The sequence below is a fragment of the Enterococcus sp. AZ171 genome, from assembly GCF_051714005.1.
Lineage (GTDB): Bacteria > Bacillota > Bacilli > Lactobacillales > Enterococcaceae > Enterococcus_B > Enterococcus_B pernyi.
On record NZ_JBIORA010000001.1, the window covers coordinates 2,830,380 to 2,852,587 of the forward strand.

20 protein-coding genes are annotated in these 22,208 nt (G+C 39.9%); 3 read left to right on the forward strand and 17 right to left on the reverse strand.

The genetic code is table 11. The annotated features are described in order from the left end of the window. Positions 1-17 precede the first annotated feature (17 nt). On the reverse strand, positions 18-578 hold the full coding sequence (gene pth / locus IGJ49_RS13625; protein ID WP_224434298.1) for an aminoacyl-tRNA hydrolase: 561 nt from the start codon (positions 576-578) through the stop codon (positions 18-20). Positions 579-924: 346 nt separating this feature from the next. Between pth and IGJ49_RS13630 the strand changes: the two genes are divergently transcribed. Next, positions 925-1,899, forward strand: coding sequence for an L-lactate dehydrogenase (locus IGJ49_RS13630; RefSeq protein WP_019722338.1), 975 nt, complete (start codon positions 925-927; stop codon positions 1,897-1,899). Between the two features lie 297 nt (positions 1,900-2,196). Further along, positions 2,197-3,597, forward strand: coding sequence for a L,D-transpeptidase family protein (locus IGJ49_RS13635; RefSeq protein ID WP_349521104.1), 1,401 nt, complete (start codon positions 2,197-2,199; stop codon positions 3,595-3,597). A gap of 48 nt (positions 3,598-3,645) precedes the next feature. Here the strand turns inward: IGJ49_RS13635 and IGJ49_RS13640 are convergent, their stop codons facing one another. Further along, positions 3,646-4,152, reverse strand: coding sequence for a VanZ family protein (locus tag IGJ49_RS13640; RefSeq protein WP_010734112.1), 507 nt, complete (start codon positions 4,150-4,152; stop codon positions 3,646-3,648). Positions 4,153-4,274: 122 nt separating this feature from the next. On the opposite strand from IGJ49_RS13640, the gene IGJ49_RS13645 reads away from it, so the two are divergent. Further along, on the forward strand, positions 4,275-6,074 hold the full coding sequence (locus IGJ49_RS13645) for a M3 family oligoendopeptidase (protein ID WP_349521106.1): 1,800 nt from the start codon (positions 4,275-4,277) through the stop codon (positions 6,072-6,074). Positions 6,075-6,197: 123 nt separating this feature from the next. On the opposite strand, the gene IGJ49_RS13650 is transcribed toward IGJ49_RS13645, so the two are convergent. The 15 genes from IGJ49_RS13650 to IGJ49_RS13720 form a co-directional block, all read right to left on the reverse strand. Then, positions 6,198-7,670, reverse strand: coding sequence for a C40 family peptidase (locus IGJ49_RS13650; RefSeq protein ID WP_438723852.1), 1,473 nt, complete (start codon positions 7,668-7,670; stop codon positions 6,198-6,200). Positions 7,671-8,032: 362 nt separating this feature from the next. After that, positions 8,033-8,557: a rod shape-determining protein MreD gene (mreD, locus tag IGJ49_RS13655; protein WP_010734108.1), complete on the reverse strand. Its 525-nt coding sequence runs from the start codon at positions 8,555-8,557 to the stop codon at positions 8,033-8,035. A gap of 3 nt (positions 8,558-8,560) precedes the next feature. Further along, on the reverse strand, positions 8,561-9,415 hold the full coding sequence (mreC, locus tag IGJ49_RS13660; protein WP_023520501.1) for a rod shape-determining protein MreC: 855 nt from the start codon (positions 9,413-9,415) through the stop codon (positions 8,561-8,563). A 159-nt stretch (positions 9,416-9,574) separates the two neighbouring features. Further along, positions 9,575-10,213, reverse strand: a complete 639-nt coding sequence (locus IGJ49_RS13665) for a thiamine diphosphokinase (protein WP_010734106.1) — start codon at positions 10,211-10,213, stop codon at positions 9,575-9,577. Then, complete coding sequence (rpe, locus tag IGJ49_RS13670; RefSeq protein WP_010734105.1) at positions 10,213-10,863, reverse strand: ribulose-phosphate 3-epimerase; 651 nt, start codon at positions 10,861-10,863, stop codon at positions 10,213-10,215. Before rpe ends, IGJ49_RS13665 begins: the two co-directional genes overlap by 1 nt. 12 nt (positions 10,864-10,875) lie before the next feature. Further along, on the reverse strand, positions 10,876-11,775 hold the full coding sequence (gene rsgA, locus IGJ49_RS13675; protein ID WP_438724021.1) for a ribosome small subunit-dependent GTPase A: 900 nt from the start codon (positions 11,773-11,775) through the stop codon (positions 10,876-10,878). 150 nt (positions 11,776-11,925) lie between these two features. Continuing rightward, a complete protein-coding gene (pknB, locus tag IGJ49_RS13680) occupies positions 11,926-13,974 on the reverse strand; it encodes a Stk1 family PASTA domain-containing Ser/Thr kinase (protein WP_010734103.1) in 2,049 nt (682 codons plus the stop codon). Continuing rightward, the gene (locus tag IGJ49_RS13685; RefSeq protein ID WP_010734102.1) at positions 13,971-14,711 is read right to left on the reverse strand and encodes a Stp1/IreP family PP2C-type Ser/Thr phosphatase; all 741 of its coding nucleotides are present in this window, start codon (positions 14,709-14,711) and stop codon (positions 13,971-13,973) included. The genes pknB and IGJ49_RS13685 overlap by 4 nt, the downstream gene beginning before the upstream one ends. A 12-nt stretch (positions 14,712-14,723) precedes the next feature. Further along, positions 14,724-16,082 carry a 16S rRNA (cytosine(967)-C(5))-methyltransferase RsmB gene (gene rsmB / locus IGJ49_RS13690; RefSeq protein ID WP_438723856.1) on the reverse strand — a complete coding sequence of 453 codons (1,359 nt, stop codon included), beginning with the start codon at positions 16,080-16,082 and terminating at the stop codon, positions 14,724-14,726. Next, positions 16,082-17,026 carry a methionyl-tRNA formyltransferase gene (gene fmt, locus IGJ49_RS13695; RefSeq protein WP_438723857.1) on the reverse strand — a complete coding sequence of 315 codons (945 nt, stop codon included), beginning with the start codon at positions 17,024-17,026 and terminating at the stop codon, positions 16,082-16,084. Before fmt ends, rsmB begins: the two co-directional genes overlap by 1 nt. After that, the gene (gene def / locus IGJ49_RS13700) at positions 17,019-17,510 is read right to left on the reverse strand and encodes a peptide deformylase (RefSeq protein ID WP_023520504.1); all 492 of its coding nucleotides are present in this window, start codon (positions 17,508-17,510) and stop codon (positions 17,019-17,021) included. The genes fmt and def overlap by 8 nt, the downstream gene beginning before the upstream one ends. 13 nt (positions 17,511-17,523) lie before the next feature. Beyond that, a complete protein-coding gene (priA, locus tag IGJ49_RS13705; protein WP_023520505.1) occupies positions 17,524-19,932 on the reverse strand; it encodes a primosomal protein N' in 2,409 nt (802 codons plus the stop codon). Positions 19,933-20,122: 190 nt separating this feature from the next. Next, positions 20,123-20,428 (reverse strand): DNA-directed RNA polymerase subunit omega, encoded by a 306-nt coding sequence (rpoZ, locus tag IGJ49_RS13710; protein WP_010734097.1) that lies wholly within the window; start codon positions 20,426-20,428, stop codon positions 20,123-20,125. A 4-nt stretch (positions 20,429-20,432) separates the two neighbouring features. Beyond that, entirely contained in the window at positions 20,433-21,047 is a 615-nt protein-coding gene (gene gmk, locus IGJ49_RS13715; protein WP_153830575.1) for a guanylate kinase, read from the reverse strand. Between the two features lie 257 nt (positions 21,048-21,304). Beyond that, positions 21,305-22,195, reverse strand: a complete 891-nt coding sequence (locus IGJ49_RS13720) for a YicC/YloC family endoribonuclease (RefSeq protein ID WP_349521112.1) — start codon at positions 22,193-22,195, stop codon at positions 21,305-21,307. Positions 22,196-22,208: the final 13 nt, after the last annotated feature.

The following is a 22,208-nucleotide window of genomic DNA, read 5'->3' on the forward strand; positions in this document are numbered from 1 at the left end:
CGTTTCATTCTCCTTTCTTAATTAAATTGATTCATTGTATCTATAAAAGAATGGCCATCCAATAGAAATTCAACAGCAGCGACTGATTGATCGATGCTTTGTTCGATCAAGGGTTGCGTCTCTTTACTAAAGGGACTGAGAACATGTTGGACGACTGTTTTTTTACCTTCTGGTCGACCAATACCAACTTTTATTCGATCAAAGATCGTACTATCCAAATGAGAGATAATACTCTTGATCCCATTATGTCCGCCTGCACTTCCTTTTTGTCGTAAACGGATTTTACCGATTGCTAAATCTAGGTCATCATAAACAACCACCAACTCTTCTGGATAAATCCCAAAGTAAGTCATCAATGGACCAACCGCTCGGCCAGATTCATTCATAAATGTTTGGGGTTTGACTAATAAAATTTTCTCACCTTTGTGGAAAAATTCAGCTACTTCTGCTTCAAATGTGTTTTTCTTAAAGGTCGCTTGGTGTTTTTCAGCCAAACGATCCACCACCATAAATCCAACGTTATGCTTTGTATGTTCATATTTCTTTCCTGGGTTTCCAAGCCCTACGATCATTTTCATTTCTGCGCTCATCCAATCTTATAAACAGCACAAAAGGCTGGACTGCTCATAGGCGGTCCAGTCTTTGACTCGATTTTTTTATTATTTTAGCTCCTATTAGTATAACACACAATCCTTTGTTACAGCTAAAAAGAGAAACTTAATAAATGAAAAAATGATTAAAATTATAATTCAAAACTAATGAAATCATTGGTTTTGCTAAATAGTGAAATAACGCACATGTAAGCTTTTACATATGTTACAACCTTGTTATCTGTTATATTTTGTAACCAAATAGCGTGACAGCAGGCTTTTTCCATGTTAGCATAGGCATGGGAAAAACAAATCAATGGAAGGATTGATATAAATGACTGCAAACGCAGAAAAAAAAGATCATCAAAAAGTAATACTTGTTGGAGACGGTGCTGTAGGTTCTAGCTATGCCTTCGCTTTAGTTACACAAAATATCGCTCAAGAAGTTGGTATCATCGATATCAATACAGCAAAAACTGAAGGAGATGCGATCGACTTATCACACGCTCTAGCATTTACTTCACCTAAAAAAATCTACTCAGCATCTTATGCAGATGCACATGATGCAGACTTAGTCGTTATCACAGCTGGTGCACCACAAAAACCAGGTGAAACACGTTTAGATTTAGTAAATAAAAACTTAAAAATCAACCGCGAAGTTGTTACACAAATCGTTGACTCAGGTTTCAATGGTATTTTCTTAGTTGCTGCTAACCCAGTTGATATTTTAACTTACTCTACTTGGAAATTCTCAGGGTTCCCTAAAGAGCGCGTAATCGGTTCAGGAACTTCACTTGACTCTGCTCGTTTCCGTCAAGCACTTGCTGAATTAGTTGACGTTGATGCACGTAACGTCCATGCGTATATTTTAGGTGAACATGGAGATTCTGAGTTCCCAGTTTGGTCACATGCCAATGTTGCTGGTTTACAAATCTATGAATGGGTGAAAAATAATCCAGACGTGGATGAAGAAGCAATGGTCAACTTATTCTTCGGTGTACGTGACGCTGCTTATACGATCATCGAGAAAAAAGGCGCAACATTCTACGGTATCGCTGTAGCTTTAGCACGTATCACTCGCGCGATCTTAGACGATGAAAATGCAGTTCTTCCATTATCTGTTTATATGAATGGTGAATATGGACTAAACGATATCTATATCGGTGCACCTGCTGTCATCAACCGTCAAGGTATCCAAAAAGTCATTGAAATTCCATTAAGCGACAGCGAACAAGATCGTATGGCCGCTTCAGCAAAACAATTAAAAGATATCTTAGATGAAGCTTTTGCTAAATTGGATGCTGAATAATTAATTACTTGAGACGCTATCGTTCTCACTAAAAAAGAATACACGTTGTTCCAGAAGTAATGTCTTCGAAAACAACCTCATCTTCACAGGGAATCCTGAAAATCGACCTTCCATTTTCTAGGATTTCCTGTTTTTTTATACACTTCCGTATATAAAATCCTTGCCTAACTATCGTTATTTTTCTAAGCAGTATGTTAATTTTTATATAAAGAGGGACATCATTTCGTCTTTTACTGTAAATTATGCTATGATAGAGTCGTTACACCCTATAACTATTATTATTAAGGAGTTGCAGATATGACAAGATCTTCTCATCGAAAAAAATCAATGAATATTGGTTTGCTTTCTGTTCTCGGTGTGATTCTAGTATTAATCGGCTTTTACGCCTACCGTAGTACATATTACACGAATCGTTTTCTTCCTAAAACGGAAGTCAATTCGATCAATGTAAGTAACCTGACTATCGACCAAGCAAATGACAAGCTAAAAGAAGCTTATTCCAATAAGACGATTTCAATCAAAGAAAACGGAACGGTTTGGAAAGAGATTGCAAAGTCCGATCTTGGTTATAAAAAGGATTTTTCAACTGATCTAGCTTCCATCTTGAAAAACCAAAATGCTTGGACTTGGGGAATGAACTATGTAGCTGCGGCCGAAAAACAAGAAATCGATCCACTAAGTGCGGAACGGGAACAACTGGATCAAACGATCGAGACATTGTCTACGGAATTGACTGAATTGAATAAAGAACGTACGCCTACTGCCGATGCAACGATTGAAAAGTCTGGTGACTCATTTAAAATCAAGCCTGAAGTGAAAGGGAACACGGTCGATGTCGAAGCCGTTACGAAGGAATTGACAACTGTTGTCAATGATGGAAAAGATACAATTGATCTGACTGAGTTCCAAAAAGAACCAACGGTCACATCTACAGATAAAAAGTTGACTGAGCAGTTAACGACAATGAATAATATCGCTAAAGTAAAAGGAACTTACAGTATCAATGGTGAAACAGTTACGATCCCTTCTTCACTCATCGTTGAATGGCTCACCTATGAAGATGGAAAACCTGCGCTTGATTCAGAAAAAGTTCGTCAATATGTTAGTGAACTTGGCGAAAAATACAATACAAGTACGAATGATACTAAATTCAAAAGTACCAAACGTGGCGAAGTAACTGTTCCTGCTGGCACGTTCAGTTGGACGATCCAAACAGATAGCGAAGTAACTGCATTAACAGAAGCGATTTTAGCAGGACAAGATTTCACACGTTCACCAATTGTTCAAGGTAGTACAACTGCCGACCACCCATTGATTGAGGATACGTATATCGAAGTCGATTTAGAGAATCAACATATGTGGTTCTACAAAGATGGGAAAGTAGCACTTGAAACAGATATCGTTTCAGGAAAACCTTCTACCCCTACTCCTCCTGGTGTCTTTTATGTCTGGAATAAAGAAGAAAATGCAGTATTAAGAGGAACGAACGATGATGGTACACCATATGAAAGTCCAGTGAACTATTGGATGCCAGTCGATTGGACAGGTATCGGTATCCACGATTCGGATTGGCAACCAGAATATGGCGGCGACTTATGGCGAACTCGCGGTTCTCATGGTTGTGTCAATACGCCACCAGGTGTCATGAAAGAATTATTTGGAATGGTTGAAAAAGGTACACCTGTTTTGATTTTTTAATCGTAACTACTAGAGCACAGTTGCAGACACGCAACTGTGCTCTCTTTTTTACTTTTTCTTCTTTATAAAAGTAAATAAAATACATATAACAACTGCAGTCAATGCCCCCATCGAATCAAGCATGACATCTTGGAACATTGGTGAACGATCGCCTGTCAACATTTGATGGAACTCATCTAGACCGGCGTATCCTGTCGCAGATAACCAAGCAAGAACCCCCGTTAACCACCAGATTTTCATTTTCGGGAATACACCTAGATACAGACTACCTCCTAATAGAAAATAGGTACCAAAATGGGCGCCTTTTCTTAAAAAGAATTCAATGAATTTGCTGTATCCAGAATGGTCGATACTGATAACACTTTCTCCATAAGTAAACTGGATACCTGATAATGCTTCTTTAAAGGGTTGGTTTGGGAACCACGCATCAATTCTTGAAAGTTGCGATTGTTGTCCATAGGTTTGCGAGGAGCTATAAAATAAAATAGCCATGATCATTAATGCAAACACTAAATAAAAATTTCCATTTTTTCTTTGTTTTTTTAAAAACTCCATAAGTCACCTCTTCTTTCTATGATAGCTTTTTTTTCATAAAACAACAATAATTTCTCCAAGACTTATTCCTTCTTTAAATGCTATACTAGAGATAGTACCATAAATATGAGAGGGGTTTTTTGATGACTTATTCGCTTAACTGGGATTTAGATTCTATCTTTCCTGGAGGAAGTGCTTCAACTGAATTAAATGAACGTTTGGCTCAATTAGAACGACAAATAGAAACATATTACGAACAAATCAATCAATGGTCATTTTCATCCGAAGATATCGATTCTCTTGTGACGATTTTGGCACTTCAAGAAAAAGTAACCAATGGCTTCAGCCAATGTAATAGTTATATTACTGCTTTATTATCTGCTAATGTAAAAGATTCCGATGCAAAGATTTTGTCTGGTAAACTCTATGCTTCATTACCACGTTGGCAAGCAGCAGATACGATCTTATCGAAAAAATTTGCAGAAATATCTGACAATGAATGGACACACTTGATTGCTCAAGATCAATTAGCTCCGATTGCTTTTCGCATGAACGAAATTCGTCGCGATGGCGCACGCTTGTTATCTGAAAACGAGGAGCACATTATCAATACATTATCTTTGGATGGTTTGAATGCCTGGAGTAGTCATTATGATACGATTGTCGCTAGCGTGACTGTACCATTTGAACAAGAGGGAGAAATCATTGAATTATCTGCTGGTCAAGCATTCAATAAAATGATGGGTGATCCTGATCCAGAAGTCCGCAAACAATTATTTATAGCTTGGGAAACTGCTTGGCAAGAAAAAGCACCTTTATTTACAGACACTTTGAATCATTTAGATGGGTTCCGTCTATCCACCTATAAACTACACGGTACAACAGATTTCTTACAAAAGCCTTTAGAATATAATCGCTTGAAAAAAGAAACATTAGATGTAATGTGGGAGACGATCCAAAAAAATAAACAACCCCTTGTCGATTACTTAACAAGAAAAGCCAATCTTTTCGGTAAAGAAAAAATGGAATGGCAAGACCAAGATGCACCGATCATTCTAGGTGATATGAAAGAAAAAACCTTTACCTTTGATGAAGCGGCAGCATTTATCATTGAGAATTTCAATAAATTCAGTCCTAAAATGGCTGAATTTGCTCAAGACGCTTTTAACAAAAGTTGGATTGAAGCAGAGGATCGTCCTGGCAAACGACCTGGTGGTTACTGCACCGAATTGCCTGAAACACAAGAATCTAGAATCTTCATGACTTATAGTAATTCAGTCAACGAAGTCGCTACTTTAGCCCATGAGTTAGGTCACGCTTTCCATAGTAGTACGATGTGGGATCTTCCAGCGTTGAATCGTGAATACGCGATGAATGTTGCTGAAACAGCAAGTACATTTGCAGAATTGATCGTAGCTGATGCAACACTTAAAGCGGCATCAACAAAAGAAGAAAAAATCAATTTGTTGGATACGAAACTACAAAATGCTCTGGCTATGTTCATGAATATCCATTCTCGTTTTATCTTTGAAAATCAATTCTATACTGCTCGACAAAAAGGACTAGTCGCAGAACAAGAGATCACTGATATGATGATCGAAGCGCAAAAAGAAGGATATGCAAATGCATTATCTACTTATCACCCTTATTTCTGGGCAGCAAAACTACATTTCTTTATTGATGATGTACCGTTTTATAATTTCCCTTATACCTTTGGTTACCTGTTCAGTTTAGGTATTTACGCCTATGCTAACGAGCAAGGTTCAAGTTTTGAACAAGAGTATATCGACTTACTACGCGATACTGCTTCGATGACAACGGAAGAATTGGCTCAAAAACACTTAGGTGTAGACTTAACGAAACCAGATTTTTGGCAAGCAGGTATCAACATGGTCTTAGAAGATATCCAAAACTTCATGGAATTGACGGAAGAATTTATTTGATCATGCTTTCTAAGCAAGAAAATTTTAAAGGATCGAACAGACAGTTACCAAAAACTGTTTGTTCGATCCTTTTTAGTTTCGTAAAAAAAGAACTAACTCACTTTAGAGTTAGTTCTTCATAAATTACATACTTACAGCAAAGTCAGGTGCATACCATTGAACTGAGCCAATTTTAACACTTTCGCCCGGTTGTGGTGCGTGGATGTATTGTCCGCCACCTAAAGAAATTGCTACGTGGTAAGTGCCACCAGCTGCTCCCCAGAATAATAAGTCTCCAGCTTTTGCTTGAGAAACTGAGATTCTAGCTCCTGCTGATTCTTGAGGTACAGTCCAACCACCGATGTCACGACCAGTTACTTGTAGGTACACATAGCGTGTAAATCCAGAACAATCAAATCCACTTGGATCTTTTCCACCCCATACATAAGGAGTCCCAATGTATTTCATCGCTTCAGCTACAATCGCTGCTCCATTAGTAGATGGAGCCGTTGGCGCTGGAATTGAGGGTGCCGGTGTTGATGGCTCCGGCGTTGATGGAGCTGGTGTTGATGGAGCTGGTGTTGATGGCTCCGGCGTTGATGGTGTTGTTGTTTCTGGAACAGATGGTGTAGTAGTAGATTCTTCTGTTGAAGATTCTGGTACACTGCTTTCAGTTGTTGAATCTTCTGTTGATGTAGATGATTCAGGAACTGAAGATTGTTCTGTTGAAGATTCAGCACTTGATGATGATTCTGAAGTAGCTGATTCAGAAACTTCTGTTGATTCTTGTACTGATGAAGAAGAAGCTTGTTCTTGCTCTTGTGCTGCTGCAGCGGCAACTGCTGCTTGTTCACGTGCTTCTCTTTCAGCTTGTTCTTGTGCTGCTTGTTGACGCGCTTGCTCTGCTAAACGAGCTTGTTCACGAATACGTGCTTGCTCTGCTTCAGCTTCTGCTTTTTGGCGGTTCAAGTCTTCTTTTTTATCTTCTGCTGTTGCTTGTTCAGCCGCTAAAGTAGTTTTTAGGACATTTAAATCAGCTTGTTTTGATAGTAAGTCGCCTTTTTGTGATTCTAAAGCCGCTTGGTTTTCTGCTAACTCTTGTAGCTTCGCTTCATTTTCAGCTTTTTTATCTTCAACTGCCTGTTTGTCTTCTTTTTGTTGTTTCACTAAGTCTTGGTTCGCACGTACAATTGATGACATTGCTTGAACGCGTCCGATAGCATCTGAGAATGACTCAGCATTCAATACTGCATCGATGTAGTTAGAGCTTGTACCTTTAACTTGTGTTTCACGTGCTTGCTCTTGGATCGTTGCTTCACGTTTTTCTATACGTTCTTGTAGATCAGCAATTTCTTGTGTCAATTGAGAAGACTCTTGACGTAATGTTGCTTGATTAGCTAATAAAGTTTCAGCTTTTGTATTGATGTCAGCGACTTGACCTTCTAATGCCTCGATTTGAGATTGGGCACTTGCTTGTTGGTTTTGTAATTCCGCAATTTTTTGATCTTGTTGTTGTATTTGAGAATCAAAATCTTCCGCCGCGGCTGCGATCGGTGATGCTACGGCAGTCAAGGCCATTGAACTTACCATTACTGCTGATATTAAACTCTTTTTCACTCTTCATTCCTCCGACTGGCTTAATTTAATAAATATCTAAAAATATTTAAGTCTTTCTTAACGATAACAAAATTGTACCATAGCTGTATGTCAATGAGATAATAGTTATGTTACAAAAACATTTCAAAACAACTGATTATAATGACAGAAATGTAAGATGACATGGTTATTTTCATAATACATTTTTCAATAATTAAATAATGTCCGTTTTAAATTAAATAAAAAAAGGCTGAGACATTGGGACTCTCGCACCACCTAAAACAGATTAAATGGCGGGCACAGAAGTAACTTCTTCGGCAATAAGGCGCCATCCACAAAAATTTGAAAAACAATTTCCGTGGATGGCGCCTTATTTCTCGAGACTAAACACCTCTGTCCCGACCTTCTTTGAATAGCTTCTTTAATGGGAATACAAGTAGAGCGAACAATACCATATTCAATAATAATGTTGGGCCTAAATATTTAGTGATAAAGTACGTACTATCTACACTCGCAAGTTTGAATACCATTTGTACGATCAATGTAAACAACTCATAGCCTGTGATGAAAATGATGAGGCTAAAAAACTCAGTAAAAATATTTACATGGATGACCGATTTCATCCCATACATGATAAATACTAATAAAGGTAAAGCAACTGCGTAAATACCAATCACACCAATATAGTAAGAATCAAAGATAATACCTAAAACTAATGTCGTGATCAGTAAGTAGCGTTTGGAAAAACTCAAACTGCAAAATAGTAAAACCAATATCAAAAGATGCGCACTTGCCATGTAGTCACCGCTCGACCACCTGATCATCATTCGGGTAAAGTGCCCATCGATCAACATGAGTAGGAACAGGAGGATCGGCAAATAAATGGTCATTTTCTCTTTTTTCAGCATGGACTATTCCTCCACAAGACGTTTGATGATCGTTACTACTGGGAGATCATACATATCCGCATAAGGTTTGACATAGACTTCGCGATCTAGCCCATAACTATCTGGTTTTGTTCTGATGACTGTACCGATTTGTAGATCTGCTGGCGAGTTGCCTCCAAGACCTGATGTTTGTACTACGTCGCCCTCTTTGATTTCACTGTCACCTGTTAGCTGTGTCACAACTAGCGCTTGTAACTTCTCGTCATAATTCTTGAGTAAACCGAAAGATTCTCCGTTTCCAGAAGATACGCGGACAGGAAAATGGTTGGAACTTACATTTGATGAAGTCAGCAATTCTACTTTAGAAGAAGTGGCATTGACTTCAATGACACGTCCGACTAAACCTTTTTGCGCCATGACTGCCATATTGACTTCGATTCCATCATTTGATCCTTTATCGACGACTAATAGATCTTGCCATGAGTCAGGTGAACGAGTGATCACATTTGCTGTGACTCTTTCATAACTCGTCAACGTTTGGCTTAAATCGAGTTCGCTTTTTAGTGCATCGATTTCTTTTTGCATGTTCTTGTTTTTTTGAGCTATCTCATCATAGCTGTCGATTTTTTCTTTTAACCGTTCATTTTCTGAATAGGTGGTGAAAAGATGATGTACTGAATCCACGCCATTTTGGACCCATTTGACCGGAGCAGAAATCGTCCGATCGACAAAAGAGACACTGTCGTTCACAATAGATTGGAAGAAATTGGGCTTTCCTTCATTCGCTCGCTGGGCAGCTGTCACACTTAGGACCGTTACTACAATAATAACGATGACTAAGGTAATAATGATATTTTTATTAGGATTGAACTTCTTCACAAAGACACCTCGAATTAAATTAGACTCTTACCTGTAATTTTATCATTAAATAAGGGGAAACAAAAGGCTCGACCCTTCTTTTAAGCTTTTTTTAGCAAATAATTTAAACTGTCATTTTTCCGCTTCATTTCTTTTGCTACTTTGTCCTGAACCGATCCATCAATCTTTACTTTGGATGACTGAAATGATTCCTTCAGAGAAGCTGAAGGATGCTTTGTCAGTGACAAATTCATTGCTTGCATAAGAAGTTGGACGAGATACTTCCTCGTTTGATAGTTGATATTTGCTGTCAGATAATGTCAATTGACTAACAGGTGTCAAACAACAGTAAGCCAAATACTTCATTTCAGGAATTTTTTTTATCTCGTAAGCTCCTGGTAGATAGTAAGTGATTACGTTTTGTTTGTCTTGTATTTGGATCTGTCGTATAAAGGGTTGAAACCGTGGTTCTAATGCTAACCATAGATTAGCTAATAAATGATCTAATCTTCCACCAGTTGCACCGATCAGTGTCACGCTTGCTTCTGGAAAGTGTTCGAATGTCTTTGCTAAACCTAGCTGAGTGTCCGTATCGTCTTTCTCTGCTGGCGCTTGGTGTACTTCGACAGCTTTATCGGATACTCGTTGATATTCCGAGGAAGACAATGAATCAAAATCACCGATTGCTAGATCTAATGAATAGCCTTTTTCAAGTAAATAGAGTGCCCCACGGTCAATGCCCACGTATTGATCAAATGATTGCTGTGACAAGTCTGGCCAATTTTCTGGTGATCCGCCTGCAACAAGTAATACTTCCATTAGCCTAATGCCTTTTTCAATTGATCGATTTGAGCTGCTGGATCTTCTGCACTATAGACATAGGAGCCTGCAACAAATACGTCTGCACCTGCTTCACGACAAATTTTTGCAGTTTCTGGAACGATTCCACCATCCACTTCGATTTGATAGGTCCAATCGTTCACCTTGCGTAATTCCGCTAACTCTGCGATTTTATCCACTGTTTCTGTAATAAAGCTTTGTCCGCCAAATCCTGGATTGACTGTCATCACTAACACTTGATCAACTAAAGGCAAAACATGCTTGATCATTTCGATCGGTGTACCAGGATTGATAACGACCCCTGCTTTGACATCTAAATCTTTGATCATCTGGATCGCACGATGGATATGTGGTGTCGATTCCACATGGACCGTAATGATATCTGAACCTGCTTTTGCAAAATCAGCAATATAATTTTCAGGATTGATGATCATCAAATGAACGTCTAAAGGTAGTTTTGTGACCGGACGGATTGCTTGCACTACATTCGATCCGAATGTAATGTTAGGAACGAATTGGCCGTCCATTACGTCCACATGGATATAGTCTGCTCCACCTTTTTCTACTCGTTCAATGTCTGCTTGGAGATTGGCGAAATCTGCGCTTAAAATCGATGGTGCTATTTTCATAAAAATACCCTCCTACTTTCTTCTAGTTTCTTTTTTGTTGTACATCGGTTTACGGTTTTCAACTTCTTGCAAAAATTGCAAGTAATTGTCATAGCGAGTCTGTGCAATTTCTTTTGCCGCTACTCTTCGTTTGACTTCACAATCTGGCTCTTTTACGTGCATACACTCTCTAAAGCGACAGTCTACAGAAGCATCGACAAATTCAGGGAATTGTTTGGATAACTCGACAGGTTCGATGACTAAGAAATCAATAGAACTGAAACCTGGTGTATCGGCAACCAATCCATCATAGAGTGGTAATAACTCGACATGTCTTGTCGTGTGACGTCCACGTCCCAAAGAATCAGATATTTCACCTGTTTCTAACTCAAGCTCTGGTGAGATTTGGTTGAGCAACGTCGATTTACCTGCACCTGACTGTCCCATGAAAACAGTCAGTCTTTCTGGAAAATAGCGAACTAATTCATCCGTGGCACCCTGTGTGCGAGGGACGATCACTGGATAGCCGATTTTTTCGTAAGTCTCTTTAATTTCTTTTATTTGTGTAGAATCGACAGCTAAATCCGTTTTCGTCAAATAGATCACTGGCTCGATCGATTCATATTCCAACATGACTAAAAAACGGTCGAGTAGATTATAAGAGAATGTTGGTTCGATCAAACTCGTCACAACAACTCCTAAATCAACATTTGCTACTGGTGGTCGTACTAATTGATTTTTACGTGGTAAAACTTCTAGTAGATAGCCATCGGTCTTGTTTTCACTTTCAAATATGACTTGATCGCCAACAAGGGGCGTGATCTTTCGATTACGAAAATTCCCTCGACCTCGTGTCTGATAGGTCTCTCCATCTTTATATACGTAATAAAATCCACTTATTGCTTTTCTGATTTGCCCTTTAATGAAACCCACCTCCATTTTTAGTATATTTTACCATAGGACAGCAGAAGTTAGGAGAAATCACCAAAAAATAGACCTAAGAATTTCCTCAAATGCCGCCGACATTTTGAATTCTCAGATCTATTTTTTTCATTATCGTTTTAGTTCTTTTAATTCTGTCTACTAGTCACTATCCGTCGAGGACGGTGTGGTGGTACTACTACTAGTTGTTTCGGAACTTGAACTACTGCTTGAACTGCTAGAAGAACTGCTGGAAGAATCTTTTTCAGAACTTGATGATGCTTTCGCTGGGTCTGGTCCTTTTGAGTAAATCACATTGACGATCGTTCCTGATGTGATTGATGCACCTACTCCTGGATCTGTACGGATCACTTTGTCTTTTTCTACTGTATCTGAAAACTCATACGTTTCATGACCAATGTAGTCGGCACCGATACCAGATAAGTAACTTTGCGCATCACTTTTCGTATAACCAGAAATGTCATTCAGTGTCTTCGCATCTGGTCCTTGACTCACCACGAAACTAATAAATGTCGCATCCGTCAATGGTTCCCCAAAACTTGGTGACTGACTGATGATTGCACCGGCTGGGACCGTATCACTATAATCATTCGTTGCACTGATATTCGTATAGCCATTCGTTCTCAAAATACTAAGAACTGTTTCATAGTTTTGTCCGGTGTAATCGCTCATCGTCGGCTGACTTCCTTTACTAACAGTAAAAGTAATCGTATCTGATGTGGGATCGACTTCTGTTCCTTCATCTTCTGATTGCGAGATGATATTTCCACTAGTGACCTCATCACTAAATTCTTCTTCTTTTTTGATTCTACTTGAAGAGAAACCTAAATCCAGTAGCTGCTTGCGCGCTTCATCGTAAGACATACCCGTAAAATCATCGAGTTGGATTTTCTTCTTACCTGTACTGATATAAAGCGTGACTTCACGATTTTGTTTGACTGTTGTTCCTGAGGCTGGATCTGTTTTGACCACATTTCCTTTCTCAATCGTATCGTCAGCAATTTCTTCAGTGTTCGTTGCTACCTTTAATTTTGCTTGTGTCAAAGCTTCTCTTGCTGAAGCTTCGGATTGACCCGAAACATCGGGAACCGTTACTTCTCCTCGTCCACCTGAAGCAAATAAAATCGCTGTCCCAATTCCTAACAAAGCAAGCAAGACCAGCAAAATGATCCACCATTTTTTTCTTTTTTTAGTCTTTACATCTGGCATTGTTTCTTCGGGATCTGGTAATTCTTCCGCTGGTTTCTCTTCGGGAAGAGGCATTGACTTAAAGGAATCTGGCATCGGTGTTTCTGCCGTCAGTGGTGTCAATACTCTTGTTTCGTTGTCCATCGCCTGGGGTTGCCATTTTTCTTCGTTTGCTCGTTCTAACGACAACACCGTTGCTAGGTCATCTGCCATTTCTTCTGCCGTTTTATACCGGTCGACAGGTTCTTTGGCTGTTGCTTTCAAGACAACATTCTCCAATGACTGAGGTGCCCCTGGATCTAACTCTTTGATTGAAGGCAAATCATCCTGAAAATGTTTCAGTGCAATGGTGACAGCTGATTCCCCATCAAAAGGAACGCTTCCTGTCAGCATTTCATATAAAATGATCCCTAACGCATAGATATCTGATTGTTTTGTCGCCATACTACCTCTTGCTTGTTCTGGTGAAAGGTAGTGAACCGAACCAAGCATCGTATTCGTTTGGGTGATCGATGTTTCCGATAAAGCAATCGCAATACCAAAATCGGTGATTTTCACAACACCTTCATTATCGATCAAGACATTTTGTGGTTTTAGATCTCGGTGGATGATTTGATGGCTATGTGCTAAAGAAATCGCAGACAAGATTTGTTGCATGATGTTTACTGCTGTTTCATAAGGAATCGGATAGTGCGTTTGGATATAACGTTTTAAATCCATTCCCTTTACATATTCCATAACTAAGTACTGCATGTTATCTTCTTCACCGACATCATAAACACTGACGATATTTGGATGAACTAATTCGGTTGCCGCTAATGCTTCTCGTTGAAAACGACGGATCGCCGTTTGGTCATTTTGGAAATCAAAGCGTAGGACTTTGATTGCAACATCTCGATCTAAAATCAAGTCATGGGCTAAAAAGACATTTGCCATACCGCCACTACCGATGTTACCGGTAATTTGGTAACGACCATTTAATTTTCTTCCTGGCTCAATCATGCAACATCCTCCTTGTATTCAATAAGAAGAACGCTGATATTATCTGCTCCGCCAGCTTCATTTGCTTGATCCACTAATTGCGTTACTTTTTCTGATAATGATCCTTCTTGATTGATGATCGTACCGATCGTTTCTTCTGACAGCATATTCGTCAAACCATCCGAACATAGAAGCAAACGATCTTGGAGTTGCCAAAGATACGTTGCAACATCGACTTCTAATGATCCTGGCATGCCGACAGATCGAGTCAAGATATTCTTACGTGGATGATTGACGGCCATTTCTTCGCTGATTTCACCAGATTTGACTAATTCATTTACTAAAGAATGGTCTTCCGTCAAGCGAATGATCCGATTATCGCGAAGCAAATACGCACGACTATCGCCAACATTGGCAATCGTGAAACGTTCCTCTGATAGGGCAGCTGCTACGATCGTTGTTCCCATTCCGTTATATTCAAGCTGTTCTTGTCCTAATTGATGAATCGCGCGGTTTTCTTCTTGGATCGCTTGGATAAACCACTGCGCGATTTTTTCGTCATCAAGTAACGCTTGCTCTTCCCAGGCTTTCCCTAAATTTGTGACGGCCATTTGACTAGCAATATCGCCTGCGCGGTGCCCACCCATGCCATCTGCTAAAACCGCCAGCGTGAGACCGACTTGGTTTTCAAATACACTGACATAATCTTGATTCGTATTACGTCTTCTTCCTACATCTGATTGATATTCAATCTGCATACTTTCACCTCATTACTTTTTGCGCAAACAACAAATGAAAAAGCCATCTGTATAAGATTGATGTGGATACAACGTCAACATCTTATCCTTGATTGATGATTGTAGCACAGGATCAACTAAAACATCAATCTTCTCAAAATCAGGATGTCGTTGTAAAAACGCTGAAACAACTTCTTGATTCTCTTCTTTCAAAATCGTACAAGTACTGTAGGTCAATATTCCTGAAGGTTTAAGAGCCGTAGCCACACTTTCCAAAATAGCTAGTTGGATAGCCGGTAAATTGGCTAATTCTTTTTCATTATTTTTATAACGAATATCTGGTTTTCGGCGTAACAAGCCAAAACCGGAACATGGAGCATCTACTAAAATACGGTCAAATTGTTCTGTTTCAAACTGTTCTTTGACTTCACGAGCATCCATTTTTTGTGCGAACACTGCGTTGGCAACTCCTAAACGGCGAGCGTTCTCTTCCACTAGTTTTACTTTGTGGTCATGGACATCTAGAGCCACGACTTCTCCTCCACAAGTTGGATCAAGGAACGTGGCGATATGGGTCGTTTTGCCACCAGGGGCAGCGCAGGCATCTAGTACATGATGTTCTGGCTCAATCTGCATCGCTGGTGCAACAAGCATCGAGCTTTCATCTTGGATCGTCATCAAGCCATCGTGAAAAAGTGTCGTAGAGGCGAGTCTGCCCTTTTCAGCAATCACACCATATGGGCTTATTGGACTTGCTTTTACATCTAGTCCTTCTTCTTTCAATTGATCCAGTGCTTGTTCACGCGAAAGTTTACGGGTATCAATACGGCCACTCACATGACTTGGTTGATACAATGAAAGACCTAACCTTTCTGTTTCCTCGTAGCCGATTTGGTCAATTAAGCGCTGTGTCAGCCAATTCGGCAGACTTAATTTAACGGCTAAACGTTCGACTTCATCTGTGATAGTTTCCAGATCAGGTTTTCCTTGACGTAAATAATTTCTTAATACACCATTCACAAATTTCCCTGTGCCGGGGTTACCTTTGATTTTTGCAATTTCTACTGCTTCATTCAAAATTGCATGATCAGGTACTTTATCTAAAAATTCGAGTTGATAGACAGACAAATACAGCAAAGTTTTGACCCAGTCATCCACTTTTTTTGCATTTGCAATCAATGGCGCAACATAAAATGCAATCAAACGATGGCGACTGATCGTTCCATACACTAGTTCTGTAAACAGACCGATATCTTTTTGGTTAAGGTCGCCTTGGTTGATCATCTCATTCAACAATAGATTGGAGTATGCTCCACCTTTGTTGACACGCTCTAATGTCATCAACGCCATAAAGCGAACCGAACGTTTCATTTTTTTTGGTATTTTCGCCATTATTTCACCTGCTGTCCTACAGCGACTTGTTGTCCACTGCCATTTAGGAATTCTTGTATTAGTTGTTTTGCTTTACCGGCAGGTTGTAGTTCTTTGATCGATAATACCGTCTGTTCCCCACAAGCTACCCATAATTGTTTTTTATCTTTATGGATGATAGTTCCTGGTGTTTCAGATGTCGTTTCATCTGCCAACACATCTACTGCCCAAAGCTTCCAGCGTGTTCCTTCATAGGTTGTAAAAGCAATGGGCCATGGACGCATGCCACGAACTTGGCAGTCGATTTCTTCTGCTGTTTTTTCCCAATTGATTGCTTCTTGTTCACGTGTGATATTCGGGGAAAACGTTGCTTGGTCCTCATTTTGAGGCGTAGGCGTCAATTCGCCAGAAATGATCTTTGGTAGTGTTTCTAGCAATAACTCTTTGCCTAATAGACTAAGTTTTTCAAACATCGTACCGACATCATCTTGTTTAGTGATTGGTAGGCTTGCTTGTGAGAAAATACCGCCCGCATCCATTTTCTTGATCATCTCCATAATCGTTACACCTGTCTCTTTTTCCCCGTTGATAATGGAATAATGGACTGGTGCACCCCCACGATATTTTGGCAACAAAGAGGCATGAACATTGATTGCTCCATGTGTTGGAACTTGCAATAGTTTCTCCGGTAAGAATTGACCAAACGCTGCTGTTACCAGCACATCTGGTTGCAAATCAATGATTGTTTGCATTTCTGGAGAACCCGTGATTTTTTCTGGCTGTAGCACAAGAAGATCGTGCTTCAAAGCCGCCACTTTCACAGGTGTTGGGGTAATGATTTTTTTTCTTCCCACTGGTCGATCAGGTTGTGTCACGATAGCGACGATCTCATACCCTTGGTCGATCAGCCCTTCTAGTACAGGAACTGAAAATGCTGGGGTTCCCATAAATACGATTTTAGTCATCTAAATGTTCCTCCATGTATTCTTCGAGTTTTTCTTCGGGGATTTGTCCGATCATTTTATCGATAAATAAAATCCCATCTAAGTGATCGATCTCATGTTGAAAGGCACGTGCAAGATAGCCAAACGCGGTAACTTCGATTTCCTCTCCGTCACGATCATAATATCGAACTGTTACTTCATCTGCACGTTTGACTGTACCGTAGACATGCGGAATACTTAAGCAACCTTCCACATCGATACTTTCTCCTTTTGCCTCGATGATCTCAGGATTGATGAGTTCAAATTTATCCCCTTCATCGACTTCAACAATAGCGATCCGTTGATTTTTGCCGACTTGCGGCGCGGCGATGCCGACGCCGTCATTTGCCACCATTGTTTCATACAAGTTATCTAACAAGACGATAGTCTCATCAGTGATCATATCGATTGGTTGGGCTTTTCGATTCAATTTTTTATTTGGGTGGATCATTATTGGATAACGCATAGTGTTTCCTTTCTTAAATAAAATGTAGCGGCTCGTTGTCGATCGCAACAAATAGATTTTGTCGCTGTTCTTTTTGACTTTGATCCAAAATTTCTTTCAGGACGTTAGGCAGTTCTGGTTCATGTTTATATTTGATGATCAGCTGATAGTAATAGCGATTTTTCACACGTAAAACGGTGCTAGGTACCGGACCTAACAGAAGGCTGTTCGTTCCTAATACTTGTTTTAATTGACTGGCGATCTGAAAGATTTTTTTGGCTGCGACTTGTTCTTCTGGATGACTCGTCGTGATTTTCACAGTGAAGTAATAAGGCGGATAGCCTCCACGATGGCGTACATTCATTTCTTGTTGATAAAAGCGTTCATAATTTTGTTCCTTTGCTAAAGTTACCGCATAGTGATTCGGATTAAATGTTTGGATCACGACTTCCCCAGCTTTTTCGGCTCTTCCTGCCCTTCCGGAGACTTGTGTCAATAATTGGAAGGTATGTTCACTAGAACGAAAATCTGGCAGGTTCAACGAAGTGTCTGCATTTAGAACGCCGACTAAGGTCACATCAGGAAAATCTAACCCTTTTGCGATCATCTGCGTTCCTAGTAGAATATCCGCTTGTTTGTCCCCAAATTTTTGTAAGATTCGTTCATGCGCGCCTTTTTTTCTGGTGGTATCCACATCCATCCGTAAGATTCTTGCTTGAGGATACAGTGCTTTTAACTCTTCTTCCACTTTTTGTGTTCCCGTTCCATAATACCGGATCTTGTTTTCCCCACAATTTGGACAACGATGCGGGATCGCTTCTTCATGTCCACAATAATGGCAACGCATCGAGCGAGAATCCATATGGAGAGTCAATGAGATATCGCAATTTGGGCAAGGCAAGACAAAGCCACAATCTCGGCACATCACAAAGGAAGAATACCCTCGTCGATTCAATAGAAGAACTGTCTGTTCTTTTTTCTCTAATCGATCTTGGATTTTTTCTTGTAATAATTGAGAGAACGTCGATGTCTGATTCTTTTCGAATTCTTCACGCATATCAACGACTTCGATCTCAGGTAATTGCGCACTCATTTTCGCACGCTGACTCAAATGCAACATGCGATAGACCCCTTTTTGTGCACGGGCTCTTGATTCGAGGGAAGGTGTCGCGCTCCCCAAAACGATCGGGCAATGATGGTAATTCCCACGCCATATAGCTAAATCTCTGGCATGGTAACGCGGGGTTTCATCTTGTTTATAGCTCGATTCATGCTCTTCATCAATGATGATCAACCCAATGTTCTCTAGTGGGGCAAAGATCGCTGAACGTGCACCGACGACGACCTGCGCTTCATTGCGCTCGATTTTACGCCATTCATCATATTTCTCACCTTGAGATAAGCCACTATGTAAAACTGCGACGGATTCTCCAAAGCGCCCTTTAAAACGTTCGACCATCTGAGGAGTCAATGCGATTTCAGGAACCAACATGATTGCTGTCTTCTTCTCTGCCAAGACATCAGCAATGGCTTGAAGATAGACTTCCGTTTTCCCACTACCAGTAATTCCTTCAAGTAAAAAGGTTTCATTCTTTTCCTGATGACAGGCTTCAATGATCTGCTGAACCGCCGATTGTTGTTCTTCATTCAATTGTAAGGCAGTCGTTCGTTCAAATACCCGATCTTTATAAGGGTCACGATAACTTTCGACTTCTTCGATACGCAACCAACCTTTATCTCTACCTTGATTCAATACGGCAGAACTGACTCCTTTTTCTTTGAAATAAGCAATAGGCATTGGTTTTTCCATTTCTGACAAATAAAGAAGTAATTCTTTTTGTTTTTTCGCATTTTGCCTCAAGGTGCCCCAAGCTTCATCGAGTTGTCCTTTTGACAAAAGAGAGTGAACGACACGGATCGTTTTCACTTTGTTTTTTGTATGGACTTCGTAACGGATATCAACTAGCTTGTTTTTACGCCAACGGATCAATTGCGGTAAGATCCCAGTTTCTTCCGCTTCCTTCCAAGAAATCTCTTGTCTACCTGCGAAAAATGCAACGACTTCTGGTTCATCGGTCACTGGGTAAATGAGCTTATCGTATTCTGCTTTCATGACACTTGGTAGCATCGTTTGTAAACAGGTGATTTTAAAAGCATACGTAATGGTTTTCATATAGTCTGCTAACCTCATCAACTCTTGATTGACAACAGGTGCCAGGTCAAGTAATTGAAGGATTGGCTTTAATTCTTTTTTTATAGGTTGTTCGTTGGCTGTCAACGCCATCACAAAGCCTTGGACTTGGCGATTGCCGTTTCCAAATGGTATCGCTACACGCATACCGACTTGGATAGCCGCTTCCATTTCAGAAGGAACCAAGTAGGTGAATGCTTGGTCGGTTTGCATCGTTGGTACATCGACAATCACATCCGCAATAACAGTCATGGACTCCTTCTCCTTTCTTCATCTTGGTTTTAAACACAAAATGGCTCTTGCCTATTTTACTAGAGATTCCTTGTTTTGTCTTACTTTCTGCCAAATCCTAACAAAAAATTAACGCAGGAAAAAAAAGAGCCTAGGAACATTTCCCAAGCTCAAATCTTTTGCTATCCATAAGCTGAATAGTGAATTGATTTTATAGTTTTTGCTCGTCACGGATACGAGACTCTAATTCTTGTTGTGCACGGTCTTTTTGCGCACGACGTTCTTCGTCTTCCATACGTAGACGTTCACGTTTTAATTCAGGATGTGGATCACTGATCACATTTCCTGCTTCGATTTCTTCTAAAGCTTGTCCAACGCTTTTGACAGAATCAAATGAATCCATTGTTGGTTGTGCTTTTGCGTCTAATTCATGTGCACGTTTACTTGCTAAGATCACTAGAGAATATTTTGAGTTCACGCGATCTAATAATGAGTCGATTGAAGGTTTTAACATCATAAGACTACATCTCCTTTAACATTTTGATATATTTTCCGATGACACGATCGACACGGAAATGTTCACTTGCAATAATATCTTTGATTCGGTTGACCGCTAATGGAACTTCATCATTGACAACAGCATAGTCATACAGTGCCATCATCTCGATTTCTTCCTTAGCGACTTTCATTCGTTCTTCGATTACTTCATCTGCATCTGTCCCACGCCCAACGATTCGTGATTTCAATTCTGCTAAATCTGGGGGCGTCAGGAAAATAAATACGCCGTCAGGTACTTTTTCTTTTACTTGTTGTGCACCTTGGACTTCAATTTCAAGAAAAACGTCTTTTCCTTCGTCTAAGGTTTTGTTGACATACGATAGTGGTGTACCATAATAATTCCCGACATATTCTGCATATTCCAACATTTCGCCTTTAGCGATCATTTGTTCAAATTCTTCGTGGCTTCGGAAATAGTAGTCGACTCCTTCAACTTCTCCTTCACGCATCTTGCGTGTCGTCATCGAAATCGAATATTGGAAATCATTATCCTCACTCTCAAAAATTGCTTTTCGCACTGTGCCTTTTCCCACACCGGATGGACCAGACAACACGATTAATAATCCACGCTCTGACATGACGACGTCCTTTCAACTAGTCTTTTTTATACTATTGCTTATTTTGCACTTTTTTCTTGCAACTTTCAAGGCTATTTTTTTATTATAGCTAGAAAACCTAGAAAAAGCTAGTCTACTTCCCACTAAAGAGTCCGAGACAAAAGTAAAAATTACTTTTGTTGGATACCTAAAAAATGAATAAACGGCGGGAACAGGAGTAACCTCTTCGGAAATAAGCCTGCCTAACGGATAGGTCATCAATTAGACAGGCTGGACACTTATTCAATATTTTGGATTTGCTCACGTATTTTTTCTAAAATCGTTTTAGACTGAACGACATGGTTTTTGATTTCGATCGCACTTGATTTTGAGCCGATCGTATTGATTTCGCGATTCATCTCTTGTAAAAGGAAATCTAGTTCTCTACCGATGGGGTAATCTGCTTCAAGTAACTCTTCCAATTTCTGCGTATGGATGATTAAACGGTCGATTTCTTCATGGATATCGCCACGCTCTAAAAGAATCGCTATTTCGGTCAATAAACGATCTCGCTCAACTTCTGCACTAAGAAAAGCTTCTAATTTTTCTTGGTATCTCGTCTGAAATTCTTGCTCATAAATCTCGACAAAGTTAGCTAATCCAGCAATATTTTGTTTTAATTCTGCGGTTTGTTGAAGTAACACGTTCGCCATGGCTTGGCCTTCTATACTCCGACTTTCTTCGATTGAACGAAGTGCTGTTTGCATCGTTTCTTTCGCTAATTGTGCAAGTAATTCTTGATCCTCTTCCGTTGCTTCAGCAATTGTCACAAACTCTTCGTTTAGTGCAAAACGTTCGATCAGTTTACCGATCGACAATGCGTTCGCTTCGCCATACCTTTCTTTAATACCGGTAGTCATCTGTGTATAGAGCGTATCGATCAGTTGCCAATTGATCGTCACTTTTTTATCTTGTTCACCTAAGTATGTTAAATTAATAAAGACATCGACACGTCCTCGACTTAACTTCGTTTTGATCAATTGTCTCAATTCATTCTCAACAAAGCCTAATACTTTAGGGCTACGTATCTGGATATCTAAAAACCGTTGATTGACGCTTTTGATCTCGATTTCAAGTTGATAGTTCTTTTTTTCGCGGATGGCATTGCCAAAGCCAGTCATGCTCTTCATGCGACAGAGTCCT